The organism is Kineobactrum sediminis, assembly GCF_002868715.1.
Classification (GTDB): Bacteria; Pseudomonadota; Gammaproteobacteria; order Pseudomonadales; family Halieaceae; genus Kineobactrum; species Kineobactrum sediminis.
Genome location: NZ_PKLZ01000002.1, coordinates 238,148 through 265,143, shown reverse-complemented (window position 1 = coordinate 265,143; position 26,996 = coordinate 238,148). Strand labels below are relative to the sequence as shown.

Annotated in this window: 23 protein-coding genes; 12 read left to right on the top strand and 11 right to left on the bottom strand. The window is 60.0% G+C overall.

Going from position 1 to position 26,996, the window contains the following annotated elements; genetic code table 11:
• Positions 1-5: 5 nt before the first annotated feature.
• Positions 6-1,100 carry a glycosyltransferase family 4 protein gene (locus CWI75_RS04790; protein ID WP_101520351.1) on the top strand — a complete coding sequence of 365 codons (1,095 nt, stop codon included), beginning with the start codon at positions 6-8 and terminating at the stop codon, positions 1,098-1,100.
• On the opposite strand, the gene CWI75_RS04785 is transcribed toward CWI75_RS04790, so the two are convergent.
• Positions 1,076-2,098, bottom strand: coding sequence for an NAD-dependent epimerase (locus CWI75_RS04785; RefSeq protein ID WP_101520350.1), 1,023 nt, complete (start codon positions 2,096-2,098; stop codon positions 1,076-1,078). The two genes, CWI75_RS04790 and CWI75_RS04785, sit on opposite strands and share 25 nt — an antisense overlap.
• A 33-nt stretch (positions 2,099-2,131) precedes the next feature.
• A complete protein-coding gene (locus CWI75_RS04780; RefSeq protein ID WP_162299989.1) occupies positions 2,132-2,839 on the bottom strand; it encodes a 3-deoxy-D-manno-octulosonic acid kinase in 708 nt (235 codons plus the stop codon).
• Positions 2,840-2,986: 147 nt separating this feature from the next.
• Between CWI75_RS04780 and CWI75_RS04775 the strand changes: the two genes are divergently transcribed.
• A complete protein-coding gene (locus CWI75_RS04775) occupies positions 2,987-4,024 on the top strand; it encodes a glycosyltransferase family 9 protein (protein WP_206604637.1) in 1,038 nt (345 codons plus the stop codon).
• Between the two features lie 14 nt (positions 4,025-4,038).
• Here CWI75_RS04775 and CWI75_RS04770 read toward each other — a convergent pair whose 3' ends face one another.
• The gene (locus CWI75_RS04770; protein WP_101520348.1) at positions 4,039-4,443 is read right to left on the bottom strand and encodes a hypothetical protein; all 405 of its coding nucleotides are present in this window, start codon (positions 4,441-4,443) and stop codon (positions 4,039-4,041) included.
• Between the two features lie 309 nt (positions 4,444-4,752).
• Between CWI75_RS04770 and CWI75_RS04765 the strand changes: the two genes are divergently transcribed.
• Positions 4,753-6,123, top strand: coding sequence for a serine hydrolase domain-containing protein (locus tag CWI75_RS04765; protein WP_101520347.1), 1,371 nt, complete (start codon positions 4,753-4,755; stop codon positions 6,121-6,123).
• Positions 6,124-6,133: 10 nt separating this feature from the next.
• Here the strand turns inward: CWI75_RS04765 and CWI75_RS04760 are convergent, their stop codons facing one another.
• The gene (locus CWI75_RS04760) at positions 6,134-6,715 is read right to left on the bottom strand and encodes a VOC family protein (protein WP_101520346.1); all 582 of its coding nucleotides are present in this window, start codon (positions 6,713-6,715) and stop codon (positions 6,134-6,136) included.
• A gap of 226 nt (positions 6,716-6,941) precedes the next feature.
• Here CWI75_RS04760 and CWI75_RS04755 point away from each other — a divergent pair, with 226 nt between their 5' ends.
• Positions 6,942-7,157: a sigma factor gene (locus CWI75_RS04755; RefSeq protein ID WP_101520345.1), complete on the top strand. Its 216-nt coding sequence runs from the start codon at positions 6,942-6,944 to the stop codon at positions 7,155-7,157.
• A 202-nt stretch (positions 7,158-7,359) separates the two neighbouring features.
• Here the strand turns inward: CWI75_RS04755 and CWI75_RS04750 are convergent, their stop codons facing one another.
• The 3 genes from CWI75_RS04750 to CWI75_RS04740 all read right to left on the bottom strand — a co-directional run bounded on the left by CWI75_RS04750 (position 7,360) and on the right by CWI75_RS04740 (position 11,512).
• On the bottom strand, positions 7,360-8,049 hold the full coding sequence (locus CWI75_RS04750; RefSeq protein ID WP_101520344.1) for a hypothetical protein: 690 nt from the start codon (positions 8,047-8,049) through the stop codon (positions 7,360-7,362).
• A gap of 66 nt (positions 8,050-8,115) precedes the next feature.
• Positions 8,116-9,894 (bottom strand): alkaline phosphatase, encoded by a 1,779-nt coding sequence (locus CWI75_RS04745; protein WP_101520343.1) that lies wholly within the window; start codon positions 9,892-9,894, stop codon positions 8,116-8,118.
• Between the two features lie 13 nt (positions 9,895-9,907).
• Positions 9,908-11,512, bottom strand: coding sequence for an alkaline phosphatase (locus CWI75_RS04740; protein ID WP_101520342.1), 1,605 nt, complete (start codon positions 11,510-11,512; stop codon positions 9,908-9,910).
• Positions 11,513-11,820: 308 nt separating this feature from the next.
• Here CWI75_RS04740 and CWI75_RS04735 point away from each other — a divergent pair, with 308 nt between their 5' ends.
• Both CWI75_RS04735 and CWI75_RS04730 read left to right on the top strand, forming a co-directional pair.
• Positions 11,821-12,999 (top strand): DUF1570 domain-containing protein, encoded by a 1,179-nt coding sequence (locus CWI75_RS04735; RefSeq protein ID WP_101520341.1) that lies wholly within the window; start codon positions 11,821-11,823, stop codon positions 12,997-12,999.
• A 176-nt stretch (positions 13,000-13,175) separates the two neighbouring features.
• Entirely contained in the window at positions 13,176-14,036 is an 861-nt protein-coding gene (locus CWI75_RS04730; protein WP_146003548.1) for a hypothetical protein, read from the top strand.
• A gap of 98 nt (positions 14,037-14,134) precedes the next feature.
• Here CWI75_RS04730 and CWI75_RS04725 read toward each other — a convergent pair whose 3' ends face one another.
• Entirely contained in the window at positions 14,135-15,154 is a 1,020-nt protein-coding gene (locus tag CWI75_RS04725) for an AraC family transcriptional regulator (protein WP_101520339.1), read from the bottom strand.
• A gap of 166 nt (positions 15,155-15,320) precedes the next feature.
• Between CWI75_RS04725 and CWI75_RS04720 the strand changes: the two genes are divergently transcribed.
• From CWI75_RS04720 to CWI75_RS04700, 5 genes are read left to right on the top strand one after another with little or no spacing between them, the layout of a single operon-like run.
• Positions 15,321-17,501 carry a TonB-dependent receptor gene (locus CWI75_RS04720; protein WP_162299988.1) on the top strand — a complete coding sequence of 727 codons (2,181 nt, stop codon included), beginning with the start codon at positions 15,321-15,323 and terminating at the stop codon, positions 17,499-17,501.
• Positions 17,502-17,508: 7 nt separating this feature from the next.
• Positions 17,509-18,309: an SDR family NAD(P)-dependent oxidoreductase gene (locus CWI75_RS04715; protein WP_162299987.1), complete on the top strand. Its 801-nt coding sequence runs from the start codon at positions 17,509-17,511 to the stop codon at positions 18,307-18,309.
• Positions 18,309-19,331, top strand: a complete 1,023-nt coding sequence (locus CWI75_RS04710; protein ID WP_101520336.1) for an aminotransferase class IV — start codon at positions 18,309-18,311, stop codon at positions 19,329-19,331. Before CWI75_RS04715 ends, CWI75_RS04710 begins: the two co-directional genes overlap by 1 nt.
• Positions 19,328-20,698 (top strand): aminotransferase, encoded by a 1,371-nt coding sequence (locus CWI75_RS04705; protein ID WP_101520335.1) that lies wholly within the window; start codon positions 19,328-19,330, stop codon positions 20,696-20,698. Before CWI75_RS04710 ends, CWI75_RS04705 begins: the two co-directional genes overlap by 4 nt.
• A gap of 30 nt (positions 20,699-20,728) precedes the next feature.
• A complete protein-coding gene (locus tag CWI75_RS04700) occupies positions 20,729-21,241 on the top strand; it encodes a 2,4'-dihydroxyacetophenone dioxygenase family protein (protein ID WP_101520334.1) in 513 nt (170 codons plus the stop codon).
• Here CWI75_RS04700 and CWI75_RS04695 read toward each other — a convergent pair.
• The 3 genes from CWI75_RS04695 to CWI75_RS04685 form a co-directional block, all read right to left on the bottom strand.
• Positions 21,238-22,257, bottom strand: coding sequence for a phosphotransferase enzyme family protein (locus CWI75_RS04695; RefSeq protein WP_101520333.1), 1,020 nt, complete (start codon positions 22,255-22,257; stop codon positions 21,238-21,240). The two genes, CWI75_RS04700 and CWI75_RS04695, sit on opposite strands and share 4 nt — an antisense overlap.
• Entirely contained in the window at positions 22,250-23,551 is a 1,302-nt protein-coding gene (locus tag CWI75_RS04690; RefSeq protein WP_101520332.1) for an aspartate aminotransferase family protein, read from the bottom strand. The genes CWI75_RS04695 and CWI75_RS04690 overlap by 8 nt, the downstream gene beginning before the upstream one ends.
• A gap of 93 nt (positions 23,552-23,644) precedes the next feature.
• Positions 23,645-24,370, bottom strand: coding sequence for a response regulator transcription factor (locus CWI75_RS04685; protein ID WP_101520331.1), 726 nt, complete (start codon positions 24,368-24,370; stop codon positions 23,645-23,647).
• Positions 24,371-24,531: 161 nt separating this feature from the next.
• Between CWI75_RS04685 and CWI75_RS04680 the strand changes: the two genes are divergently transcribed.
• Entirely contained in the window at positions 24,532-26,982 is a 2,451-nt protein-coding gene (locus tag CWI75_RS04680; protein ID WP_101520330.1) for a zinc-dependent metalloprotease, read from the top strand.
• Positions 26,983-26,996: the final 14 nt, after the last annotated feature.

Here is a 26,996-nt window from a genome sequence, read left to right as displayed (position 1 = left end):
CGTTAATGAAAGTCTTATGTATAACCGACTGCCCGGACCGTGCAGAAACCGAATTGTTTATCAGATTGTCGCAGGCCGCAGCCGTGGATATCTTCACGGTAATGAGTAATCCCGCCGGCAGGTATCACGAGTTACTGCTGGAAGCGGGAGTTAACGTCATCCCCTTGCGTATCAGCAGCCGCTTTGACCGGGAAGGCACCCGCGCTATCCGCGCCGAGGTCTATCGCGGCGGTTACGACATCGTCCATGCCTTCAATACCCGGGCGGTTGCCGGCGTGTTGCGCGCCGCCAGGCGTCACCCGGCCAAGCTGCTGGGCTACCGCGGGGTTACCACCGGCGTCGGCTACCTCAAGCCCGAGTCCTGGCACACGTTCCTGAGCCCTCGCCTGGACGGTATTTTCTGTGTCGCGGAGGCGGTCCGGCAATCTCTGGTCTCGGTGAAAGGACTGTGGTGGCACTTCCCCGAACACAAGGCAAAAACGATCCATAAAGGGCATGAACTTGCCTGGTACAGCGGTGAGCCTGCGGATCTCACCGGGCTTGGCGTGCCACCCGGTGCCACGACGCTGTGCTGTATCAGTCGCGACAGCGCCAAAAAAGGCCTCCTCACTTTACTGGATGCCTTCGACAACCTCCCCGCGGAACTGAGCTGCCATCTGCTGATCATCGGCGGCGTGGACAGTAACCAGGCCGTTCGCGCGCGGGCAAGCGCTTGCCGTTACCCGGACCGGGTCCACTTTACCGGCTACCGGAATGACGCGGTGGCAATTGTGCGGGCGGCCGACCTGCTGGTTTCAGCCTCCGCCAGTGGCGAGGGGTTACCGCGGGTAGTGATTGAGGCGATGTGTACGGGCACACCGGTCGTTGCCACCGACGCCGGCGGCACCCGGGAACTGGTGATTGACGGAGCCACCGGCTTGCTGGTGCCCGCCAAGAACCCCGACGCACTGAGTGCCGCAATCACCCGCGCGCTGACAGACCCACAGGCCACACAGCAGCGGGTGATTGCAGCCAGGGAGCGTATCGAGAACGAGTTCAGCGCCGCACGTACCGTAACGGAAACGCTGGCCTGGTATCAGGACTTACTGGCCACCGGCTGATAGTACGCCAGGTACCAGTCAACAAACCGCTCAACGCCCTCCTCTATTGATACCCGCGGTGAGTAACCGGTTGCGGCGCGCAGCTCGCTCACATCAGCATAGGTATCGGCCACATCCCCGGGCTGCATGGGTAACATGATCTTCTCAACCTGCCTGCCCAGGCGTTGCTCCAGCAGTTCAATAAAGCGCAGCAGGTGTACGGGCCGCTCGCAGCCTACGTTATAGATCCGATAGGGCGCGCTGGAGGATGCAGGATCAGCCGCCAGTGCATCCCACTGCGGGTTGGGGGTCGGGGGCTGTTCCACCACCCGCAGAATGCCATCGACAATATCGTCGATGAAGGTGAAATCACGATGGTGGTTGCCGTGATTGAACACCTCCAGCGGCTCACCGGCCATGATTTTGCGGCAAAAAATCATCGGCGCCATATCGGGGCGACCCCAGGGGCCATACACCGTAAAAAAACGCAGCCCCGTCGTTGGCAGCTGGTACAGGTGACTGTAGGCATGTGCCATCAGCTCGTTGGATTTCTTGGTGGCGGCGTACAGGCTCACCGGGTGGTCAACATTGTGACTGACACTGAAGGGCTGGCGCCCATTGCTGCCGTACACCGAACTGCTGCTGGCATAGGCCAGGTGGGCAACGGGGTTGTGCCGGCAACACTCCAGGATATTGGCGAAGGCCACCAGGTTGGAGGTGATATACGCCTCCGGGTGGCTCAGCGAATAGCGCACACCCGCTTGCGCGGCCAGGTGAATCACATGGTCGGGTTTGTGCCTGGCAAACAGTGCCTGCAGCCGGCCCGCATCCGACAGGCAAAAAATATCCAGCGTAAAGCCGGGTTGCCCCTCCAGTCGGGCCAGACGGGCGCGCTTCAGGGCAACATCATAGTAGTCATTCAGGTTATCCACGCCCACGACACTGTGGCCCGCCGCCAACAGAGCAGCAGCGGTTTCACAGCCGATAAAGCCGGCAACGCCGGTAACCAGTACTTTCATGTGGTATCTCGTCTATCCTCAAAATCGGGGGTATCAGGAGTGATAACCCTGCAGCAGGTTGCCCCATAAGGGGGACCAGGCAACATCCCGGCAGCGCTTACCCACAGAGCGTTTGAGCCTGGTGAGGTTGCGCACCTTCCAGGCCTCGCCAATAGCGCCGGTACGGCGCAACCGACAACGATCAAAATCAATCAGCCACAGCGAGCCGTCGGCCACCAGGATGTTATCGCAATTCAGGTCCACATGATCCAGCCCGGCATCGTGAAATGCCCGTAGCATCTGCCCGACCTGCCGCCATAACTGCGGGTCTTCAAGATTGGCCACTTCGGGTAGGGGGCGGGCATTCGGAATTCGCCGCAGCAAAATCGCAGCACGGTAGCGAAACAGCCCCTGCCGGCTGACCAGTGCCGCCACCGGCTCGGGCACGGGCAGATCGAGCTCACGCAAACGATTCAACAGCCTGAATTCCGCCAGCGCCCGGGTACGGCGAAAACCGGTAAAAACATAGCTGGCGCGAGACAGCCGGGCAACCAGGCCGCCGCGCAAATACCGGCGCAACACCAGATCGCCGTAGTCACTGTGAATAAACCAGGCCCCGCCGCGCCCCCCGGCCGCGACCGGCCGGGCGCTGTCGCCCCAGAAGGCGGGCGACAACCATTCCCCGGTTACCGCGGGGTATGCCGGATTGCCCAGCAGCAGGGTTGCACCCGAAGCGACTGCGCGTTCTGTGTTGCGATTCACCTTTGCGGCACCATGATTATCTTTCCCATTGCCTGTAGCGCCCGTAATACAGACCCGGGCCGCGGACTCGGTTAGAATAAATGTCCATTAGCAACGATCACCTGCCCGGCCCCCCAGGGACTGCCGGGGATTATAACAGGCGGCCCCTTGATCACATCCATCTGTATTCTGCGTCTTTCCGCCATTGGCGATGTCACCCACGTTATCCCTGTGGTGCTGAGCCTGCAGCAGCAATTACCGGGGGTGGCAATTACCTGGATTATCGGCAAGCTTGAATACCGCCTGGTGGGTGATTTGCCCGGCGTAGAATTCATCGTTTTTGATAAAAAGGCCGGGCTCAAGGGCTACCGGGCCCTGCGCCGGCAATTGCGCCACCGTCACTTTGACGCCCTGCTGCACATGCAGGTGGCATTGCGGGCCAATCTGGCTGCGGTCCTGGTGCCGGCGCGCATCAAGGTCGGCTACGACCGGGCGCGCAGCAAGGATCTGCACCAGTTGTTCATCAACCGGCGCATTGCTGCAACCCCGCAGCAGCACGTGCGCGACTGCCTGGCCAGCTTCCTGGAGCCTTTGGGGCTGGACCCGGCGCCGCCGGACTGGCGGATTCCCCTGGCGGAAGCAGACCATGCCTTTGCCCGCAGCCACCTGGCCGCTGACCAACGCAACCTGGTGATCAGCCCCTGTGCCAGCCACCCGCTGCGCAACTGGTCGGCGCAGCGCTATGCGGCCCTGGCGGACCACGCGGTACGGCGCCATAACATGAAGGTGCTGCTGGTGGGCAGCCCGGCGGCGACTGAACAACAAATGTGCGCGGCCATTGCAGATACCATGCAGGAAACGGCACTGAACCTGTGCGGGCAGGACACCCTCAAGCAGCTGACCGCCCTGCTCGCCCATGCGGACCTGCTGGTAGCGCCGGATACCGGCCCCGCCCATATCGCCAGCGCCGTGGGTACCGATGTACTCGGGCTATATGCGGCCAGCAATCCCTACCGATCCGGGCCCTATAACTCGTTGCAATGGTGTGTAAACCGCTATCCGGAGGCGTTGCAGGCTTTCACCGGCAAGAGCCCCGCCCGGGCGCGCTGGGGCGCCAGGGCGGAGTTTCCCGGGGCGATGGAACTGATCCAGGTGGAGGATGCCACCGACATGCTGGACAGATGGGTGGCGGCGCACAGCGACTAGCGCCGTGGCCGGCGCTAGTGTTTTGCCGTGTAGTCCTGGTAAGACTTCTCCTCCACAAAGCGTGAACCCAGCGCCAGATTGATCGCCTTCTTCAGCGCCGCCCGCTGGTCATTGGTCACATACACCGCCCGCGCCAGCTCGATAAAGCGTGACCCGAAATCCTGGGCCGCCTCCTGGTCGCGAATATCACCCTCAATCACCCACAGGGACTCATTAACCGACTTCAACTGTGCCCGCAGGTCCGCAATGGCAGACTCATCCGGCACCGCCTGGGCCCAGGTGCCGTTCAGCGCCTCCAGCTCACGGCGCACATTGGCGACTTTGGCGGGATCCGCAATGCGCTCGGACTTGATTTCGAGGATGGTGATCTTGTCGAGCACTTCGCCGAACGAAACCGGGACGGTAATGACATCGGTCATGGGTTGTTCCTTGCTACAGGTGGGGATTCAGGGGGACACCGATTCTAGCAAGTTTCGCGCGGGCAGGCAGCCCGGGGCAATGCCGAATACCGGGTTTGCAGAGAATGGCAGCTTTAATTTCCACGTTTTACCCGGGGATTAACCTCGCCTCCGCGAAGAATATCGGCCATTACATAGCCGATGCAATGCAATAGACTATCAACAGCAGGTGTCATAACGTTGCCGGTGGCGGGCGCAGCACCAGCTATTATTCCTTAATAATAAAAAACCACAGCGTTTACGCTGGTCGTAACCAGAGAGACTCAAGCCATGAAAAAACTTTTGATCACAACCATGGCCCTGCTCGGCTCCGCATTGATTGCCATAGCATTTGTGGGTCCCGCCTATATCGCAAGCGCCCCCGGCGTTGCCAGCGGCATGGGGGCCAAGCTGCTTTGCAGTGCACGGTATGTCAGCGGGTTTTCCGAACAACAGGCGCTCGATGACCTGGTGCAATATTCGCCGCTGCTGGAATACCTTGAGATCCAGTACGATACGGCGAACATGACTGTCACTACGTCGCTGTTCGGTATCAGCTCGGCTACCGCCGTCTATTTGCCGGGAGTGGGCTGCAGTAATAACTATCCCGGGTTTGACCAACGCAATGCCCTGCAAACCCGCGAATTGCCAGCCCTGGGCCATGACTGGCCCCTGGGCAATCGCGTTGCAACAGTGGATGCGGAAGTACAGGCACTGGCAGAGCAACTGCGCGATGAGGACAACGCAGCGGGCCTGAATACCCGGGCATTGCTGGTGGTACGCAATGGCCGGATTGTGGCTGAGGCGTACGCCCGGAATGCCGGCCCCGAGACACCCCTGCTCGGCTGGTCCATGGCCAAGAGCCTGACCTCGGTAATGATCGGCAACCTGCAACTTCGCGGCCTGGTGAATGTGGATGAGCCCACCGGATTTGCCGAGTGGGCCGGGGATGGCCGGGCCGCCATTAAAATAACTGACCTGCTGACGATGACCGATGGCCTGGACTTCTCCGAGGAATACAACCCGGGCGATGACGCTACCGCGATGCTGTTTACGGAACCGTCGGCGTCAGACTACGTGCTCGGTAAAAAGCCGATTCATACCGGTGGCTCCCATTTCAACTACAGCTCGGGAACGGCGAACCTGTTGAGCCGGCTGTATTTTGAACGCACCGGCGGTACTGCGCAGAACAATTATGACGAGTTCATTACTCACATTGCCTCGCCCCTGGGATTTCAGCACAGCATCCTGGAAACCGATGCCAGTGGGGTGTTCGTCGGCAGCTCCTATCTGTATGCCTCCGCCCGGGACTGGGCTCGCCTGGGCCAGATGATGCTCAACGGGGGTGTGCTCAATGGCCAGCGCATTGTCAGTGCTGACTGGGTGGCCCGCTCTACCCGGCCCAATACATCCCAAAATGGCCCCGCCTATGGTTATCAATGGTGGCTTAACCGGGGCGGAGAACAACTGCGCTGGGCCGACCTGCCCGCGGACGCCTACGCAGCCCAGGGCAATCGCGAGCAGAGCGTGATGGTGATTCCATCCGCCGGGCTGGTGATCGTGCGGCTGGGATGGACCTCCGGGATCTATCCGGTGAATGAGCGATTTGCAAAGATTCTATGGGCTGCAGGGGCAAGCAAGGCGCAACCAGAGCCCCGATAGAATACCGCTGTCAGATTTCACCCAGGGCGCCACGAATCGGGGAAACCGGCTCGTGCACCCGGCGCACCAGAAAATCCGACAGTGTGGCGCCTGACTGTACCTGCGCCAGCCAGTCGTCCGGGTCGAACTCCACACCAACCGGGTTGGCGCTGAAGCCCGGCCCGCGAATATAGGCATTGCTTTCTTCGGCGGATGCAAAACTGTCCACCTGGAATTCCAGCTGATTGCCATCGGGGTCCGCGTAGTACATCGGGACTGTAAGACCGTGATGAACACACCAGTAAGGCAGGATGTTGCTGGATTTCAGGCGCGCATAATTCTCGAACAAATCATCCAGTAACGCGAAGGTGTAAGCTACATGCTCCAGACCCACCAAGCCCGGTTTCCCCGAATCGTCCCCGTCGGGCTGCACCACGCTCAGGTCCAGAAATGCGAATCGGTGATGTTCGTCGTCGTAGGTTAGAAACGCCATTACCGGATTCTGGTGCTGTATGCTGGCGCCAAACACGTCCTGGTACCACTCGAGCATTTGCTCGAATTTGCGAGTCCGATAGACAACATGGGCGAGGCGCGGGAGTCGGTTTTGCGACATTAGAATTCCTCCACCAGGGGTGCTGAGAAAAGGCCGAATACCGCTACCACACAGTGTGGTGTGTTTGACAAATATCAGCACACAACCAGGGCGATGTCCAGCCTCATGAAGACCCATTTGCCCTGCTCATATTACTGAGCCCTAGAGGGAACCTTTCTGACCCCGATAGCGTTATATCTTCTGAAGACCAGTGAATCATCATGTTAATGGCGGGCAAAACAACAGCATGAAAAGAAGGGGGATAGAACGAGACGCATTCGAGCGGGAGGCTTTCCCCTATCTGGCAACCTTGTTTCGCACTGCTTACCGTCTCGCCGGCTCAACCGCCGATGCCGAAGATCTGGCCCAGGAAGTATTGATCCGTCTTTATCGGGATTTTTCCCGGTGGCAAACCATGGACCAGCGCCAGGGCTCTACGCTACGCATTTGCCGACCGGTTTAGTGTATTTGGCGAATACCGCTATACCAACAACGACGCCAATTTCGATCGCTTCAATTATGTCAGCAACCAGTTCATGGTGGGTGTGGATGCAGTCTTTTTCTGAGGCCGGGAAACGTTTGTGCGTGGCTTTTAAACAAATATCTATGCAGTGGAGACCTGTAAGGCCAAGAGTCTTACAGGTCTCCCTCCTTGGATTGACACTTCAGTGCTCGTGGCCACCATGCGCATGCACGTTACGCTGGTACTGAAGGTATTCCCCGTTACGGAAAAACACTTCGTCTTCGTGGTCACCCAGATCGGCGAAATCGAAGGTTTTGTAGCTGGCTACCCGAGTCAGCGTTTCATCGAGTATCCGAGTATCTGTGACTAACTCGGTAAGTTTCCACGTCAGGGTGGTGCCTGCAGTCTCACTCGTCAAAGCGAGTGGCAGTTGCACTTCATCAAGGTACGACAGGGCCAGGCGGGGCTCGCTCGTGTGCGACTCATAGCGAGCCACCGTCAAACACCGATACTGCTCTTCACCCACGTGCTGCAAGCGACCGGCTTCCGCGGAGGGAAGCAACTGGTACAGGGTATCCCAGCCATTGGGCGCAATATCGACTGAGGGCTCATGCTCAACGCCCTTGGATTCCAGATCGAAGTACTCGGTCACCGCGACGCGGCCGCCACCGTAGTTTTCATAGATGCGCGTCATGTTTTCTGTGGTCATGAGATACACGACTCGGGCGGGGGTTTGTCGCAACAAGGTCAATGACTTTACTGCTTGATCGCTACCCGAGGTAATTTCAAAGACCCCACCCACAACGGTGGATGGGTCGACGCAGTCGCTATCGGCATTCGCCGTCGCTATTACACTCATCATCCCGAGTAGGCTGATAAAGGTTTTCAACATGGCTTGTCTCCTGGAACAAAAGAACCCGCCGGCGTCACCGCCGGCGGGTAACAGGGTTTTACAAAACTACTGAACTGCCTGATCCGCTTTCGCAATCAAATCGAGTGCGTAGTCCACGAAGTGGAAAATGGCGTTCTGCTCGTTTGTACCGCGGACCAGTGAAGCACCGGGCCCCTGAGCGTAAATACCCACGTCTTCACCTGAGTGTGTCTCAGAACTGAGTGGAATGATCGCCTCCTGGTGGTAACCGGCCGCCGTCGTATCTATCGAACTGATGTCGACACGGCCACTGGTGATGGGGCACCCATAACCTGCATCGGAGTCCGTTTCGGCCCCGAGATCACAAAAGCCGCGACCATTAGTGTAAGCCAGCGTGGTAAACGGCATGCCATCCGATGCCGCCTGGGGCGTATCGGATCCTGCATAGATTGCCTTACCCAGGATCGGGTTGCCGCGCTTCACATAACCACCAATCGTCAACACATGGCTGTGGTCAGCCGTGACGATGATCAGGGTATTTTCGACACTGGTCAGGTTTACGGCCGCTTGCACCGCCTTTGCCATTTCGATGGTATCGGCCAGGGCACCTGCCGCGTTACCCGCGTGGTGAGCATGGTCTATACGGCCCGACTCCACCTGCAGATAAAATCCCCGCGGATTGTTGTCGAGAATCTGAATGGCTTTTGCTGTCATTTCCGACAGTGATGGCTCACCCAGAATATCGTTGTTGCGGTCCAGCTCATACTGCATGTGAGACTCATTGAAAATGCCCATCAGCTTGCTGGTAGACTCGGTATCGACAGCGTCAAAGGCGGCCTTATCGTGAGCGATCACACCATCTGCGTACAAGGCAGACCACTCGTCAAACAGGTTGCGACCATCAGTTCGGTCACCTTCGGCACCTGCGGCTGTGGGCTTCTCCACATTTTCAGTTGCGTCGTTGGGGAGGAAATGACGGCGTCCGCCACCCATCACCACGTCGATACCGTCAATTCTAGCTCCCGGAACCGCCGTTTTGACACGCGCCTCCAAAGAGAGCAACTGTGACGCGATGTCTTCTTCCCCGCAACCAACTGGCACATCGGAATTGTCTTCGTAGTTACGATCTACACTTTTCGCATAATTGGCTGCAGGCGTGGCGTGCGTGACACGTGCCGTGGAGACCACACCGGTCGACAGTCCGGCAATCTCGGCCAGTTCGAGGCTGGTTCGTAACACATTGGCATCGGTGCCCGTAGTGCAATCGCCACGAACCACTGTCTGGTCGAAGCCAAAGGTGCCAATGTCGGTTTTAACACCGGTTACCATGGCGTTCATCGTTCCGGCCGAGTCCGGGACCTGGGAGTTGGTGTTATAGACTTTCACCAAACCGGCAAAAGGGAACCGGTCAAACGACAGATCGTTTGATTCGGGGCCATCGAAGTCGCTGGAAAGTGCATCGTCCCATGCCATCCCCTTGATTTCGCCGGCACGTATACGCGCGGCGGTGACGGTGGAGACACCCATGCCGTCGCCCACAAACAGGATCACATTCTTCGCGGACCCGCGCACTTCTTTCAGGTCTTCGGATGACATCGCCTGCATACGGCCTTCGTCATTGACGTAAAATGCGTTGTTAACGTTATTCAACAGCTGCAAACGGGATAGAGTGACGGGCGCGTCCTCGCCATCGGCGCCTGCGGGCCCCTGGTCCCCTATGGGCCCCTGATCCCCTTGCGGTCCCTGAACGCCCGGCAGACCCTGCGTGCCGGCGGAACCGTCGTCGCCTTCACACGCTACCAGGGTAGCGCCGACGACCGCCAACGCGAGTACTTTCAATAAACTGGCTGGTTTCTGGATTAACATATTCCTGTGCTCCTTACTCGCCGATAACCGGACGCGCTCTGTTCATAATGTGGAAGATCATGCTCTGCTCAACCGTGCCCCGAACGAAGCCCGCACCGGGGCCAGTCGCATGAACGGTGATGTCTTCGCCCGAATGCGTTTCCGAACCCAAAGGCACAAGCGCCTCCTGGTGATAACCGGATGCCGTAGTGTCCGTCACTGTCAAATCAGTGCGCGTACCGGCAGCGGAAGGGCAACCATAACCGGCGTCGGAATCGGTCTCCGAACCGAGGTCACAAAAACCCCGACCGTTATTGTAATTGATGGTAGTAAACGGCAAGCCATCGCTGGCTAACTGAGGATCGCCGCCGGGCGTGTAGACAGCTTTGCCCAAAATCGGGTTGCCCCGCGTGACATAGCCACCCATGGTCATAACATGGCTGTGGTCAGCCGTAACAATAATCAACGTTTCATCGGGGTCTGTTGAATCGTAAGCGGCTTTCACTGCTTCAGCCATCGCGGCGGTGTCGGCAAAGGCGCCATAAGCGTTGCCCGCGTGGTGGGCGTGGTCAATGCGTCCTGATTCCACCATCAGGAAGAACCCGTCGGGATCGTTATCGAGAACCTCAATCGCCGTTTGGGTCATTTCGGCAATTGACGGCTCACCGGCGATGTCGTTGCCACGGTCAGCTTCGTACTGCATATGTGACTCATTGAACAAGGCGAACACTCTATTTACAGAGCTGGTATCGATTGCGTCCAGCTCTGCTTTGGTGTTGACGTATGCACCATCCGCATATTTTTCCTTCCATTCCGCAGTGAGATCACGGCTGTCTGTACGGTCGCCCTCGGCACCCGCCGCAGTGGGCTTTTCTACATTAAAGGCTGCATCGTTGGGGATGAAATGGCGACGACCACCACCCATGGCGACTTCAAGTCCGTTAACATCGACACCCTCGTAACGAGATTCGAGGTTTTCTTCGAAGTTCACCAGTTGCAAGGCAATATCTTCTATCTGGCCTTCACAGCTGCTTCCGGCACCAATGTCGGAAATATCTTCGTAGTTTCGGTCAGGCGTTTTCGCGTACAGGGCACCGGGCGTTGCATGGGTCAAACGAGCCGTTGACACAATGCCCGTTGCCATCCCGGATATTTCGGCCATTTCGAGATAGGAGGCAACCTCGTTATGGTCCCCTATGGTGGTGCAATCCCCGCGATCAACAGTTTCGTCGTAACCAAACACACCGATATCGGTCTTCAGGCCCGCGACCATCGCCATCATCGTGCCGGCGGAGTCGGGCACCTGGGAATTGGTGTTATAGGTTTTCACAAGTGCCGTATGCGGGAAATTCTCGAAATACAATTCATGCTCTTCACCAAACTCCGCGCCATTCGCCTGGGCTTCGAAAATGCGCGCGCCGGTCAAAGTAGAAACCCCCATACCGTCGCCTACGAACAGGATGATATTTTTTGCGAGGCGCGGGTTATTCTGGGTTTTTACCTTGTTGGCGACATTGTCGTTGGCTTCCTGAAACCATGCGTTACCGGTCTGTTGTGCAGGTAATACCTGAGATGTTGCGGCTACACTGCCCAACAGCGCTGCCAGCGCGGTTGCCAGTTTCGTCTTTCCATTCTTCATGATGTCGTTCCTTGTCTGTGATCACGGCGTTTGCAAATGAATCGCAGACCCAGAATGAGGATCATCCATGACAAAGGAGTGACGGCTATATGATAGAAACATGATGGATACATGACAGTTCGCTTCGAACAGACACATCGGTTGTGTCCATCTGATTGCTACAGACGTATCTCGCGAGGTCCATGAGAGCGGACAACTGTATTGCGGCACAAGTGGAACGTGCAGTGAGAAAAGCCTGAATACCACTACCACACGCTGTGGTGTAATGTGGCCGATATCAACCCACAGACAGGGCGGTGCCCACCTTTATGAAAACCCGGCAGTACTGGTTGGTTTTTGCCCTGCTTTGCCTCATCGGCATAATGATGGCGTTGTGGTTGCGAGGGGGAACAGACACACGGCTGGTTACCCTACCGGAAGGATGGGCCACAGAGGTAGGGAGCTGGTTTTCCGAGCAGGCAAATCACATCTTCCCGACAGACCTTGCGGGGGCAGTAGACCAGACTGCATCGATAAAAACCCCTGATACGCCCGACTTGCCCGGGACCACCGGCCAACGCATATCCCCCCTGGACCACACCGCAAATGACAAACAGGTTTGCGGCCGCCCTCCCACTAAATCACGTGATGACACCACTCGTGAGCTTGTCTATCGGTGGGTTGACGAACAGGGCCAGACCCACATGGCGGATCGACGCCCCCATGGCCGCATCGCATCGGTCACGGACCTGGGTAGAACCAAACTGGATTTCACCTACGAAATTATCGCCGACGGCGTATCGCTACCCATCGGTTTCCAGGGCCAACTCGCCGCCGGCTCAAAGCGCATGTATGACACCTGGCATTTCTTCCTGGGTGAACAGCAATTGCGGCAGTCCAGGATCCGGCTGCGGATGATCGGCGGCCCCGGCAGGTTCGATGCCTACTACGCCAACGTGGCCGTGCACCCGGCACAGGTTTCAGGCTTTTATACCATGCACAACAACGAGGCCGTGGTGAAGTTCAACGCTGCTGACCCGCGCCGGAACCTGGCGGTCACCTTCCACGAAATCTCTCATTTGATCACCGCGGCGCACCTCGGCCCGACACCAGTATGGCTAACGGAAGGGCTGGCCGAATACTTTGAGACCATGCAGGTGAAAGGGCAAAGCGGTGCCATCCATCCTAACCGGGATCACATCAAGCGCCTGCAAACGACCCCGCCACCGAGTTTGCGCGGCTACCTGGCTATCGACAGAACACAATGGTACGGCGCACAGATACACCGCAATTACGCGATCGCCTGGTCCCTCGTACACTTCCTGCTGCGCGAGGCACCGGCCATGTATGCATTACGGGATGTGGTAAAACAAGCCCGGGAAAATTTCTGCAAACCGTTCTCCGCTGTGGCCGCGCTGGAAAAAGCGTACCCCGGTGGCATTGCCAGGCTGGAGACCGACTGGCGGAAATGGCTTGCGGGGAGTAGCTTCCCGGTACAGCAGATATGAATTGCGGGGGTGACATGCCCACACAGGAATCGATATTAGGTAGCCTCTGTTAGGATTCGGGATTTGAGTGCAGGATCAAATATCATTGTACTTGGTGTGAAATCTTTGCGAAGTTATGTGATGTACTCAAACTAGCCGGTAGCGGTCTCGATGTAATTTTTTTCGGTGAAATGTCTATGCATATCCAGTTTTTTGTAACGAAATTGATCCTCGCGTTAGCTCTCGCTGGCTCAGCAGTCGCGGTCGCTGGGAGAGTTGGAGATTCTTCACAGGTAGATGAGCTTTTTAGCAAGGTCTCTCAAGAGAAAGCTAGCGCGGTGAAAGGATACGGCCAATACAGTTACGCGCACCGTCGTTTTTTCTCTGCGAGAGACCGTGTGGTAAAGGTGAATTTGGATAACTTGAAAATGGGTCATGGCGAAATGCCCCGTAACGGTACCAGGTTCAAAATTGATCTCTTCGATGGAGAATCTTTAACTCTGGAAACAGAGGCTTTTATGCTTGCTACCAATAGCACGTGGGCTTGGACGGTGAGGCAGGTTTTACCCGAGGAGTTGAAGGGGCGATTTGGATCAGTGTCTGAAGCCAATGAATACGGTTTGACTATCCCCGAGCTAGAGCAGCTACTAACAACGTCAACCTTTTTTGTTCAAAGCTGGGATGTGCACGAGCCGACTGGTGAGGTGAGCTATAGCGGTGACCGGCTTGCGCAAAATGTATCGCCCAACCCTGAAGCGAAACCGGAGAGAAAAGCGGGACAGTATACGGCGAAAGCATTTTACTCAGTAGAAGGGAGATTCCTCGACTTAAAGACTGGGAAACCATGCCTGTTATCACGGTTTCCATTGACGCCAAAATACGCCCTGCTTATGGAAATCGATCCGAGTCCTGACAAGCAGTTTTCGATTGATGGTGACTCTGGCAGACCAGCAGCGTTATCAAACGAAGGTAAAGAGAAGCTCGACCGATATAACGCATATATCAATAGTACTATCCAAGAGGAACCTTCCGTAAAAGTCATGAGGGAAGAACCATGAAAATTCGGACCTATAATACTTTAAGTTCTCAGGCACCCAACCAGAGACATAGCGGCCCTCATTCTCCGCAACCAGTAGGTGTCCAAATCTCCTGAAGCTCAACCACTCCGAAAATACGTGGGCGGCTGTCCGGTCCACTGCTTGAACGCGCGCCTGAAGTTGGTCACCTCGGTATAGCCCAGTAGCGTCGCGATCTGTTCCAGGTTCATTGAGGAATCGCGCAGGTATCCCAACGCGAGCTGCTTGCGCACGTCGTCCACTTCCGCACGGAAGCTGGTGTCGAAGGTGTTCAGCTGGCGACGCAGCTGGCGGGAGTTAACCCCGAGTTCCGCGGCCACGGTCTCCATGTCGGGAATCTGCCCGGGCGTACGCATGAGCACACGACGCACCTCGCGCACCAGGTTCTCCTCCGGGCTGTGCTTGTCCAGCATCTCCTCCACCAGGCGGCGACACATCCGCGCGCTGACCGGGTTGGCGTGGGGCAGTGGTGTGTTGTCCGGGCGGGCAATCCACAGCGCGTTCTGGGACTGGTTGAAGCGCGTCGGGCAGCGTAGCACCTTGCGGTACAACCGTGCATAGCGGGGGTCTGCATAGGTGGTTTGCAGCTCCAGTGGCTGAAAGCGCTCGCCGATGATATCCCCGAGTACGGTAACAACACCTCCGGCCATTTCCTCCACGCTAAAAGGCAGGATATCTTCCAGGCCGCTTGGTGCCTCCATGCGCAGGCACAGGCGATCACCCTCTTCGTAGGCGCTCAGGGCCAGCATGCCGCTGGCGGCCTTGTAAAACTTGAGCCCGGTAAAAAAGGCCTCGTGGTAGGTGGAACAGCTCATGATGGTATAGCCGAGCATCCCCCAGCTACTCACATTCTCCCTCGACCCACTGAGCAGGCCCAGGGTCGGCGTATTGGATAACAGCAAGGCGCGCCGTACCAGGTTCACCATCTGCCGGTAAGGGACGAAGGTATCCTCGCGCTCCAGTAACAGCGGGCGGATACCGGTGCCGGCGAGCACGTGGGTACGGGAAACGCCCTGCTCTTCCAACAACTCCAGCAGCTGTACGGCGAGCTGCGGCGGCATTTCACGCTCGTCGATACTGTGTTGGGAGGATCGCGGCATGGGGCGCTTGTCCGAAAATGATTAGGTGATAGGTCAATCCTAACCTGTTGTCCACAGGCAGGACAAATACTCTGTGACACGAGTTACACAACAGCAGCGGGTAGTCCGATTTCCCGCCACAAACCGAGCGATAAAAATGAGCCGCATGCGCGGCGGGGAGTACACCATGCCTGTTCTCAACACGGATTCTGCGGCCGCAACCTCGAAACGGCCGGCACTCGGCAAACGACGATTACCCCTGTGGGTGGCGCTGGCGGCCGCGCTGGCGCCGTTTAGCACCCAGGCCAACACCCTGGAGGAAGTCATAGTGACGGCGCAGAAGCGGGAGCAGTCGCTGCAGGACGTTGGCATTACCGTGTCGGCACTGACCGGCGAGACCATTGAAAAGCTGGGGCTATACGACAGCAACGACCTCTCCAACAGCATTCCCAACCTGAACATCGAATCACCGGCGGGCGAAGGGGGTGTCAGTGTGGTGTTCATCCGCGGGGTGGGGCTGAATGATTTCGCCACCAACAACAGTGGCCCGGTGGGCTTCTATATCGACGAGGTGTATGCCGGGTCATCCAACTCCCAGTCTGCGGCGCTGTTCGATATTGATCGCATCGAGGTACTCAAGGGGCCGCAGGGTACGCTCTACGGCCGCAATACTACTGGCGGTGCAATCTCACTGGTCTCGCGCAAGCCCGGCGTGGAAACCGAAGGCTATGTACGCGGCAGCTACGGCAACTACAGCACCGGCAATGACGAATACCGCATCGAGGGCGCGGTGGGCGGCAGCCTGGGTGACACCGTGCAAGCGCGCGTCGCCGGGGTGACCTATCACAGCGACGGCTACATGAAGAACCTGGTCGACAACAGCTACGTGGAGAAGGAACGCTGGGCCGCCCGGGCGCAACTGAACTGGACCCCGACGGACCGGTTGAATGTCCTGTTCAATGTTCACGGCAGCGACAACGATTCCGACGCCGACCTGTACAACAGCTCCGCCGACGAGAACTTCTACGAGGGCTTGTCGGATATCAGCCCGGTACTGCAGGTGGAACAGGCAGGTGCCTCCGTCAAGCTTGACTACACCCTCACCGATAGCATTGAGCTGGTATCGATCACCGCCTACGACGAGCTGGACAAGCTGCACCAGGAAGATGCCGACATGCTGCCTGCGCCCATTATCCATCCCGAGTATGGGGTGGAGGCGGACATGTTCTCGCAAGAGTTGCGCCTGAGCGGCGGTAGTGAAGGCGCCGTGTGGATAGCCGGCCTGTACTACTTCGAGGAGAATCTCGACCAGGACCAGGGCGTGGATCTCACCGGTGCCGGCTTGCCCGTTCCCTATCGCTACGACAACACCCAGGAACTCAGCACCTGGGCCCTGTTCGGGCAATACGAGTACGATCTCAGCCCGACCCTGACCCTGACCGCCGGGCTGCGCTATACGCAGCTGGATGTGGATTTCACCAGCGCGGGCACCGGCACGTTCTTCCTGGACAGCACTGTTCCCGGTGGTATGACCGACAGCTACCGCTTTGCCGACGATCTCAGCGAGGACAATGTATCGGGTAAACTGGCGCTGAACTGGCGCCCGGTGGACGATGTGCTGGTCTATACCTCGCTCAGTCGCGGTTTCAAGGGCGGAGGCTACAACGGCAACTTCCACATCAATGTCGACGCCATCGGCAGCTATGACAACGAAGAACTGACCGCCTGGGAGCTCGGTACCAAAACGCGCCTGGCGGACGGTCGCCTGCAGCTGAACGCGGCCCTGTTCTACTACGATTACAACGACGCACAGATCTTCAACAACGCACCCATTCCCGGTGTCGGCCTGCCCTCGAACACCATTCGCAATGCCGATGCCAGTATGCAGGGCCTGGACCTCGACCTGCGCTGGACGCCGGTGGACGGCCTCTACCTGCAGCTTGGCCTGGGCTATGTGGATGCCACCTACGACGAAGATATCGTCGACCCGGTCACCGGCCCGCTGCCCATCGACGGCCTCGCGGTACAGAACACACCGGAACTGAGTGCATTCGCCCTGGCCAGCTACGAATGGCAGCTCGGCGATGGAGGCATGATTGCCGCGCAGATCGATGCCACCTACAGCGACGACGTGTACTACAGCACCTTCGAGGACAGCGCCGTGGGGCAGTCCGCCTATACGCTGTTCGGCTCGCGCCTGTCGTGGCACAGCGCCGATGACGCCCTGGAAGTCGCCCTGTGGGGCAAGAACCTGGGTGACAAGGAATATGCCGCCTATGTGTTCGACCTGCGCGCCGACTTCGGTTTCCTGCAACGCATGCGCGGCGTGCCGCGCACGGTGGGCATTGATGTCCAGTACCGGTTCTGAGGTGACCATGACAGATACAGCACAACAGGCGGCGCCGTTCAACGTCGCCGGCAAATCCTGCTTTATTACCGGCGGCACCGCGGGCATCGGCCTGGCTACCGCGCAGCGCCTGGTTGCTGCGGGGGCCCGCGTTACCATCAGCGGCCGCCGTGCCTCGGGGCAGGCGATTGCCGAGGGTATCGGCGCGCATTTCATAGCCCTGGATGTCACCGATACCCGGGCGCTGGCCGCCGCATTACAGGCCACCGTGGCGGCCCAGGGCGCACTGGATATCCTGTTCAATAATGCCGGGACCGAGAACACCGGCCCGACCATTGCGGAGGCCGACGGCGCCACCTTCCAGGGCCTGCTCGATCTCAACCTGATCGCCGCCTATAACACGCTACACCACGGCGCACCCTGTATGGCCGACGGCGGCAGTATCATCAATACCGCGTCGGTGGCGGCGATGACCACCATGCCGGGCTATGCGCAATATGGCGCCAGCAAGGCGGCGGTGGTATCGCTTACCCGCACTGCCGCGCTGGAGCTGGCGCCGCGCGGTATCCGGGTTAACGCCATCTGTCCGGGCAGCATCTGGAGCGAGATGTTGCCGGAAGATCACCCGGAAGTGGCGGCGGTAGAAATACTGTGCCCGGCGACGCGCATTGGCGAGGCCGGGGAAGTTGCGGCACTGGTGCATTTTCTCGCCAGCGACGACAGTCGCTATGTGTCCGGCGCGGTCATTCCCATTGACGGCGGCCTGAGTGCCGGTTTTGGTTATCCGCTGCTGCAGGCGCTGTTCGGCGATGCAGCGGAGCAAACCTGATGGGGCTTATCCAGGCCGAGCGCATCATGCGTGAGGACCCGGCCCACGCGCGCCTGCCCCACGATGCCGACTACGCCCACGGCGCCGCCTTTATCGACGGGCGGTTCTGCAGCGTGGACACGGCGGCGATCCCCATTACCGATGTCGGCTTCCTGCATGCGGATGCCGCCTACGATGTAGTCAGCGCCAGCGCCGGCCAGCTGTTCCGGCTACCCGAGCACCTGGCGCGGTTCGAACAATCCTGTGCGGCGTTTCGCCTGCGCAACCCCTACAACGAACGCCAGACCATTGCCGTGCTTAGCCGGCTGGTACAGCTGGCCGGTACCCGGGAAGCCTACGTATGGTGGTGCGTGACCCGCGGTGCAATGCCGGACAGTGGCAGCGAACGCGGCAATCCCTCCGCCTACCGTAACTGTTTTTATGCCTTCGTCATTCCCTACCTGTACATCGCCGATGACGATACCCGCAATCGCGGCCTGGACCTGCGGGTGAGTGAACAGCACATCCGCATTCCGGAACAAGCGGTGGACCCAACGGCCAAGAACTTTCACTGGATGGACATGAAACTGTCGCTGTTCGAGGCCCGCGACCGCGGCGCCGATTTCTCCGTGCTGCTGGATGCCCGGGGCAACCTGACCGAGTGTCCCGGAGCCAACCTGTTTCTGGTTCGGCAGGGGCAGCTGTATACCCCGGACAGCGGTTGCCTGGCCGGCATCACCCGCGCCACGGTGCTGGAGCTGGCCGCCGCACGGGGGCTGCCCGCCCACCTTACCCGGCTGCCGGCCAGCGCACTGCGCGAGGCCGATGAAGCCTTCCTGACCTCCACCGCCGGCGGCATCATGCCGGTGAACAGTGTCGACGGCCGGCAACTGGGTAGCGGCGGGCCGGGGCCACTGACCACACAACTGCACAATGACTATTGGGAAAAGCGCTGGGCCGGCTGGCACGGCACGCCAGTGGACTACAGCGCCGCGCAGACTACCCATACCGACCTGTTGATTGAAGCGAGGCACCACCCATGAGCACTGATCACACAGCGGCGCTGGCGGCAGACCGCGCCCACCATATCCACCCCTTCAGCTATCCGGGGGAGGTTCGCGCCGGGCGTTTCCGCCGGGTGGTGGAGCGCGCCGAGGGCGTGTACCAGATTGATACCAGCGGGCGGCGCTATATTGATGCCGTCTCCGGACTCGGCTGCGTGAATATCGGTTACGGCCGCGAGGAGATGGCCGAGGCAGCGGCGGAGGCCATGCGCACGCTGTCCTTCCACCCCACCTTCTGGGAGTGCACCAATCCCTACAGCGCCCGGCTGGTAGAGCAACTGCAGCGGCTGACCCCGGACAACATGCAGCATTTCCTGTTCGCCAACTCCGGCAGTGAAGCCAACGACACGGCCATCAAGCTGGTGCGCTGGTACTGGCGCCTGCAAGGGCGGCCAGGCAAAACGCACGTGATCAGCCGCGACATGGCCTATCACGGCATGAACCTGCTCACCGCCAGCCTCACCGGCCTGGCGCCCTGCCACCCGCAGTTCGGCCTGCCCCTGCCCGGGGTTTCCCACGTTTGTGCACCCTGGAGCTGGGTGGAGGGCACCGCCGGTGATGACCAGGATTTCGGCCGGCGCGCCGCGGATGCGCTGGAAGCGGAGATCCTGCGCCTGGGTGCGGACAACGTTGGTGCATTCATCGGCGAGCCGATGCAGGCCACCGGCGGTGTCGTTACACCGCCGGCAAGCTACTGGCCGGCGATCCGCCGTATCTGCGACCGCCACGATGTGCTGTTGATTGCCGATGAGGTGGTCACCGGCTTCGGCCGCACCGGCGCCTGGTTCGGCCAGGAAACCTTCGGCTTCAATGCGGATATCACGGTGATGGCCAAGGGCATGACCTCCGCCTACTTCCCGGTGTCGGCAGTGGCCCTGAATGCGCGCATTGGTGAAGCCCTGCTGAATGACCCGGGAGAGCTCTACCACGGCTATACCTGCAGCGGCCATCCGGTGGGCGCCGCGGTTGCCTGCATGAACATGCAGATCCTCGAGCAGGAACAGCTGGTAGAGCGGGTACGCGACACCCTGGCACCGGCGTTCTGGCGCCACCTGCACGCGCTGGAGGATCACCCGCTGGTGGGCGAAGTGCGCGGCATGGGACTGGGTGCCGGCATACAGCTCACGGCAGACAAGGTCAGCCGCGCGTTTTTCCCCGAAGACAGTGACGTGGATGCACAGGTGACCGGCCACTGCTATGAGCGTGGCGTGATCGTGCGCGACCTCGGTGCCGACACCGTGGGCGTGATGCCGCCGTTCGTTACCAGCGAAGCGCAGCTCGACGAGATCTTTGATGCCGTGCGCTATGGGCTGGACCTGACACTGGCCGGTCTCAACCGCGCCTGAACCACTTTCCGACACTGACAAGGACACACCATGAGCATTCCGGAAACCGTCACCACCCAGGATGAACTGCTGACCATCGATACCAACGCCAACCCGTTCCTGGAGGGCCTGCTACACCCCGGGATCAAGCTGCACCCGCTGCTGCTGGACCCCCACAACGGCCTTTGGGTACTGCGGGTAAAATTTGCCCCGGGGCTCACCTTGCCACTGCACTTCCATACCGGTTGCGTACACCTGTATACCCTGTCGGGCTGCTGGTACTACCTGGAGCATCCCACCCAGAAGCAGGTGGCGGGCAGCTACCTGTACGAACCCGGCGGCTCCGTGCACCAGTTTCATACGTCTCCCGACAATGAGGAAGACACCGATACCTTCATGGTGGTTTCCGGCGCCAACATCAATTACGACAGCGAAGACGGCAGCTACCTCAACCTGATGGATGCCGGCATGATCAAGGCCTGGGTGGATGACGCCATCGTCACCCAGGGCCGCCCGGAAATGCGCTACGTGGAAGTGCCCGGGCCCCACTTCGCCCGGGGCTAGCCGTACTCCTCAATAACCCTCAGCGCCTTGTCGATCAGCATGGGGGTCATCTGTCGCGCCGTTTCCGTTTCGCTGCGGGTATGCACCCAGCCCAGGTAGGTAAAACTGCGCGCGGCGTAAAACAGCGGCAGTTGCGCAAGCTGCGATGCCGGCAGGTCACGGTACTCGCGGTAACCGGCAACCAGGGCCTCCAGCGCCTGCGGGTAATGCGGCTCGTCCTTTTCAAAGAACAGGGCGGTGGCGATTTCGAACAGGTGCCAGCCAAAGCCCGAATCATCAAAATCGATCAGGCGTACGTCACTGCCCTGGACCAGCAGGTTCTCGGCAACAAAATCCGCATGAATGAGGCTGTAGCACATGGCGTTTTCCGGCGCCGCGGCATAGCGCTGCAGGCCCTCGAACACCCGCTCCCGCGCCGTCAACACCGTGGCGCGCTGGGCCGGGCTTAACGCCGCCAGCTCCCAGAATCGCCCCCACAGGGGTTCCTCGCCGGCGAGACCCGGGGCATCCCAGCGATGGCGTTCAAAACCCTCGGGCAGCTCCCAGCTTACCGCCTGGTTGTGCAATTGTGCTGCCAGTGTGCCGATGGTGCGGTAGGTGTCACTGACCGGCGCGTTCAGCTGGCCGGCCGCCTCCACACTGCCCAACTGCTCACCGGCCACCCAGCCGAAGATGTCCACCTGCCTCGGCTCCGGGACACCCTCGCTCGATACCACCACGAAAGAGACGCCGTCGCGCGCCGGCACCACCGGCGGCACCGCGATACCGTGCTGATCCAGCGCACGCATCCACTGCAGTTCCGAGCGCAGCTGGGCATCGCTGTGGTATCCGGCACGGTGGATACGCAGCGCATAACGCACACCGGCGCGGTCGGTGATCCGGAACACCGCGTTTTCGCGGTATTTGATCAAGTCGATGGCTACCGCGGCAATGTCCCAGTGGGCCAGTGCCGCCCGCGCCAGGCTGGCCATGCGCGCCGCCTGGCCCTCGGCATCGAGCTGGTAGAAATCATTCATGGTATTGCCTCTCCACAGTGCCCAGGCAGTGGTCCAGGGTGTTCAGCAACAGGTCGGCGTTATCCCGGGAAAAGGGCATGGGCGGGCGTAGCTTGAGCACCTGGTTATGGCGGCCAACGGCACTGATCAGCACGCCCTCGCGGCGCATGGCATTGACCAGGGCGGCACTTTCGGCGCTCGCCGGCTCGCGGCTGTGGTGATCGCGCACCAGCTCCACCGCGAAAAAAAGCCCCTTGTCGCGGACATCGCCGATCAGTGGATGGCTGGCCTGCAGTTGTCGCAGGCCACTGGCAATATAGGCGCCCACCTGCACCGCGTTGGCGAGCAGCTGCTCTTCCTCGATCACGTCCAGCACGGCCAGCGCCGCGGCACAGGACACCGGGTTGCCGGCGAAGGTATTGAAGTACATACCCCAGGCACCAAAGGCCTCGATGAGCTCCGCGCTGGCCACCACCCCCGAGATCGGGTGGCCATTGCCCATGGGTTTACCCAGGGTGACGATATCCGGCACCACCCCGGCCCATTCATGCGACCACCAGTGCTTGCCGGTGCGACCAAAGCCGCCCTGAACCTCGTCGGCAATATATAATCCCCCCGCCGCGCGCACCCTGGCCACCGCCTTTTCAATAAACCCCGCCGGCACATCCAGCAGGCCCTCATTGGCGAAGGCCGGGCAAAACAGGATACCGGCGAGCTTGATGCCGGCGGCGGCAAAGTCATCGATGGCTGCCTGCACACTATCGGCGTAATGGTCCGCCAGCCGTTCGGGCCCCAGCCCGGCAGGGCCGTGATAGGAATCCGGGCAGGCAAAGGCATGCACGCGCCGGGTAGTGCGGGCCTCCGGCATGAAACCGGTGCCCAGTTCCGCCACCGCCTCGGTATTGCCGTGGTAGGCGAAATCCGTAACGATAATACCCTGCCCGCCGGTGTGGTGGCGCGCCATGCGCAGGGCGATTTCGTTCGCCTCGCTGCCGCTGCAGGCGAACATGGCCATACTGAGTGAACTGTCGAACCTGGCCGTCAAACGCTCGGCATAGTTGACGATGTTGTCGTGCAGGTAACGGGTGTGCACATTCAGGGTGGCCGCCTGCCGCGCTATCGCATCCACCACCCGCGGATGGCAGTGGCCAACATGCGGCACGTTGTTGTACACATCGAGATAACGCCGGCCATCCGCGTCGTACAGCCACACGCCCTCCCCGCGTACAATATGCAGGGGCTGTTCATAGAACAGCGGCGAGTGGCTGCCGATTACGCGCTGGCGGCGTTCCAGGAGCGGGTTTTTACCCAACATTGTCTGACCATCCCTGTAAGCGTTGATGGCACAGCATAGCCACTTGTGCTGGTCGCCGGTATCCACCAAAGGGATGATGCGGGCAGAACCGGTTTACCGCTCTGTGTTGCGCGATCCCAGGTCACCCAGCAGGCGCGCACTGAGCGCGGTTCGGGATGCCACCCCGACTTTGCGGAACACGTGCTGCAGATGGGTCTTCACCGTCGCCACGCTCAATCCCAGTTCCAGGGCGATGGCCTTGTTGCTCGCTCCCGCCAGGATCAGCTCGGCGACGTCCAGTTCGCGGTCCGTGAGGTCGTGCCGCTGACCGAGGGTGGCGCGCTCCCGGCGACGCCGGGGCAGGTACACACTGCTCAGGGTGAAATCGAGAAACGGTTGCAGGGTGCGTAGCAGTGCCAGCTCAGCGGGGGTAAACGGCCCCAGGGACGCTGCCCGCAGCATGGTGAGCACCGCGATGATGTCGTCGTCGCTGCGAAAGAACATGTCCGCCACATGGCGATGGTTCAGCGGCAACATGAACTGCTGATAATACTCCGAAGCCAGCAACTCCGCCTCGGTGAGCCTTTCATCCATGCACACCACCCGCGTATCCGTGCGCTCGAACAGCGCCGGGCGCAACGGGTCCAGCTCGCGATAATGACGGGTGTACTCCTGCTCCACCTGTGCCGGTAAATTGCGCAGTACCACACCGCGATGGCGCATGTCCGGGCCGACCAGGTAAAAACCGGAAGAACTCAGTGGCAGCAAATTGCCCACAAGATCCAGGCTCTCGCGCTGGAAGTGGTTGGGGAAGTTCTCGCTGATACTGTGGTGGAGCATGGGGTAGTCGCTGCCGAGTGTGCTGTTGCAGGACTATACCAGAGCGCGCGCCGTCTCTCCTGGCGGGCATTCTTCAGCTCCGGTACCAGGCCACGCAGCGTGCCTCGCAGCAGGCCCCTGATCCGGCTTATACTCGGGCCTGACTGCAACGGAGCCCCTCCATGAGTACACGTTTTCTTCCCAACACCCGGCTGGCTTTGCACGGGTTGCTCTATAGCTGCCTGTGCTGGTGTGTCATCGTCAGTGCAACCGCCCGTGCCAACGACGACGGATCGATAAGCACCTTTACCCAGGGCATGGAGCAACAGTACGGTTATTTTCCCTTTTACTACGACAGCAGCCAGGACAAGGTTTTCCTGCAGGTACCGCTGGCGCCGTCCCTGTTCATTTTCCAGAGCAGTTTGCCACGCGGGGTGGGCTCCAATGACCTGGGCCTGGACCGCGGCCAGTTGGGCAAAACCCGGCTGGCCGAGTTTCGGGTGCACGGCCCGCGTGTACTGTTAACCGAGAAGAATACCCGCTACCTTGCGGTGACCGACAATCACGCCGAGCGCCAGAGTGTGCAGGAGGCTTTTGCCGAATCGGTGTTATTCGGTTTCGAGGTGGTAGCGCGGGGCCCAAAGGCGGTGCTGATTGATTACACGCCCTTTCTTTATATCGACATCCACCACATCCAGGCGAAACTCAAAGAGCTGGAAGAAGGCGATTTTGAGCCCGACGTATCGCGCTCGGCACTGTGGCCGGAGCGCATGAAAGCCTTCCCCCGCAATACCGAGCTGGAGGCCAGGGTTACTTACGCGGGACCCGGGGCGGGCGAGTACGTGCGTTCCGTCACCCCCGAGCCCACCGCCATTACCGTGCACCTGCATCACTCGCTCATCCAGCTGCCGGACGATGATTACCAGCCGCGCCGGTTCCATCCCAACAGCGGCTTTAACCCCGGCGGCTTCCAGGATTACGCCGCACCGTTGCAAAGCGGCATGCAGAACGGCTTTATCAATCGTCATCGACTGGAGAAGAAAGATCCCACCGCTGCCCTTAGCGAGCCCAAAAAACCCATTGTGTATTACCTGGACCCGGGCGTACCCGAGCCGGTGCGCACGGCCTTACTCGACGGCGGCCGCTGGTGGAATGAGGCCTTCACCGCAATCGGCTACCAGAATGCTTTCATGGTCAGGGAACTGCCGGCTGGCGCAGACCCGATGGACGTGCGCTACAACATCATCCAGTGGGTACACCGCGCAACGCGAGGGTGGTCTTACGGGTATTCCGTGGCGGACCCCAGAACCGGGGAAATCCTGAAAGGGCATGTCTCCCTGGGCTCCCTGCGCGTACGGCAGGACATGCTGATCGCCCAGGGCTTGCTGGCCCCCTTTGCCGACAGCGACGACAGCGCCCGGCTGCTGGCTGACATTGAGACCATGGCCCTCAATCGCATACGGCAGCTCTCCGCCCATGAAATCGGCCACACGCTGGGGCTTGCCCACAACTTTGCCGCCACCGCACAAGAGCGCGCATCGGTAATGGACTACCCACACCCGTTGGTGGTGATAAACGACGCCGGTGAACTCAGTTTGAATGAGGCCTACAGCAGCGGCATGGGCCCCTGGGACACATTTACCATCGCCTATGGCTACAGCGAATTCGGCTCCCGGGCAGAGGAGGAAGCAGGCCTTGCCGCGTTACTGGAACAGGCGCGCGACCAGCAGTACGAGTTCATCGCCGACCGCGATGCCCGTCCCGTGGACGGCGCCCACCCCACCGCACATTTATGGGATAACGGCGCGGACGCCGAAGTTGAGTTACAGCGGCTGACGGGTATCCGGGCCCGGGTACTGGCCGGGTTCGGCCTGGATAACCTGGCCGACGGCAAACCCCTGGACCAGCTGGAGCCCCTGTTGGTGCCAATGTACCTGCTGCACCGGTTCCAGGCAGAGGCCGCGGTGAAACTCATCGGCGGTATGCATTACCGCTACTATGTCAAAGGCGAGGGCAACAGCGATTACCGGCCGGTGGAAGCTACAAGGCAAAACGCCGCGTTAACCGCACTGTTAACTACCCTGGAAGCCGACTTCCTGCAGTTGCCGGTTCGCCTGCAACACCTGTTGGTACCCAAGGCCCTTGGGTCGGAAGACAGCCGGGAAGATTTCCAGTCCCGCATGGGATTGATCCAGGACCCCATCACCATTGCCGAAGCCAGTGCCCAGCACAGCCTGCAACTGATGCTCAACCCCGAGCGCCTCAATCGCCTGCGCTGGCAGCACCAGCGCGACAGCGAAATCCCCTCCCCGCGCATGCTCGCCGCGCAACTGAGCGAAACCACGCTGCACCCCTTGCGCACCCGGGATGACGCCATTAGCCAGCGGATCGCCTATCTGGCACTGCATCAACTGGCCCAGGCCAGCCGCAACAGCACCACCGCGCCGGAAGTTCGCGCCCAACTGGAAGCGCAGCTACAAGCGGATGCGGCCTGGCTGCAACGCTATGGTCGTCGTGGCGCAGATACCGATTACTTGCGCTACCTTGAAAAACGGCTCCAGCACTTCTTCACCGAAGGGGAATGGCTGGACGATTTCACCCCTGTGAGTATGCCGCCGGGCTCGCCCATTTAGCCCGGAGGCGCTGC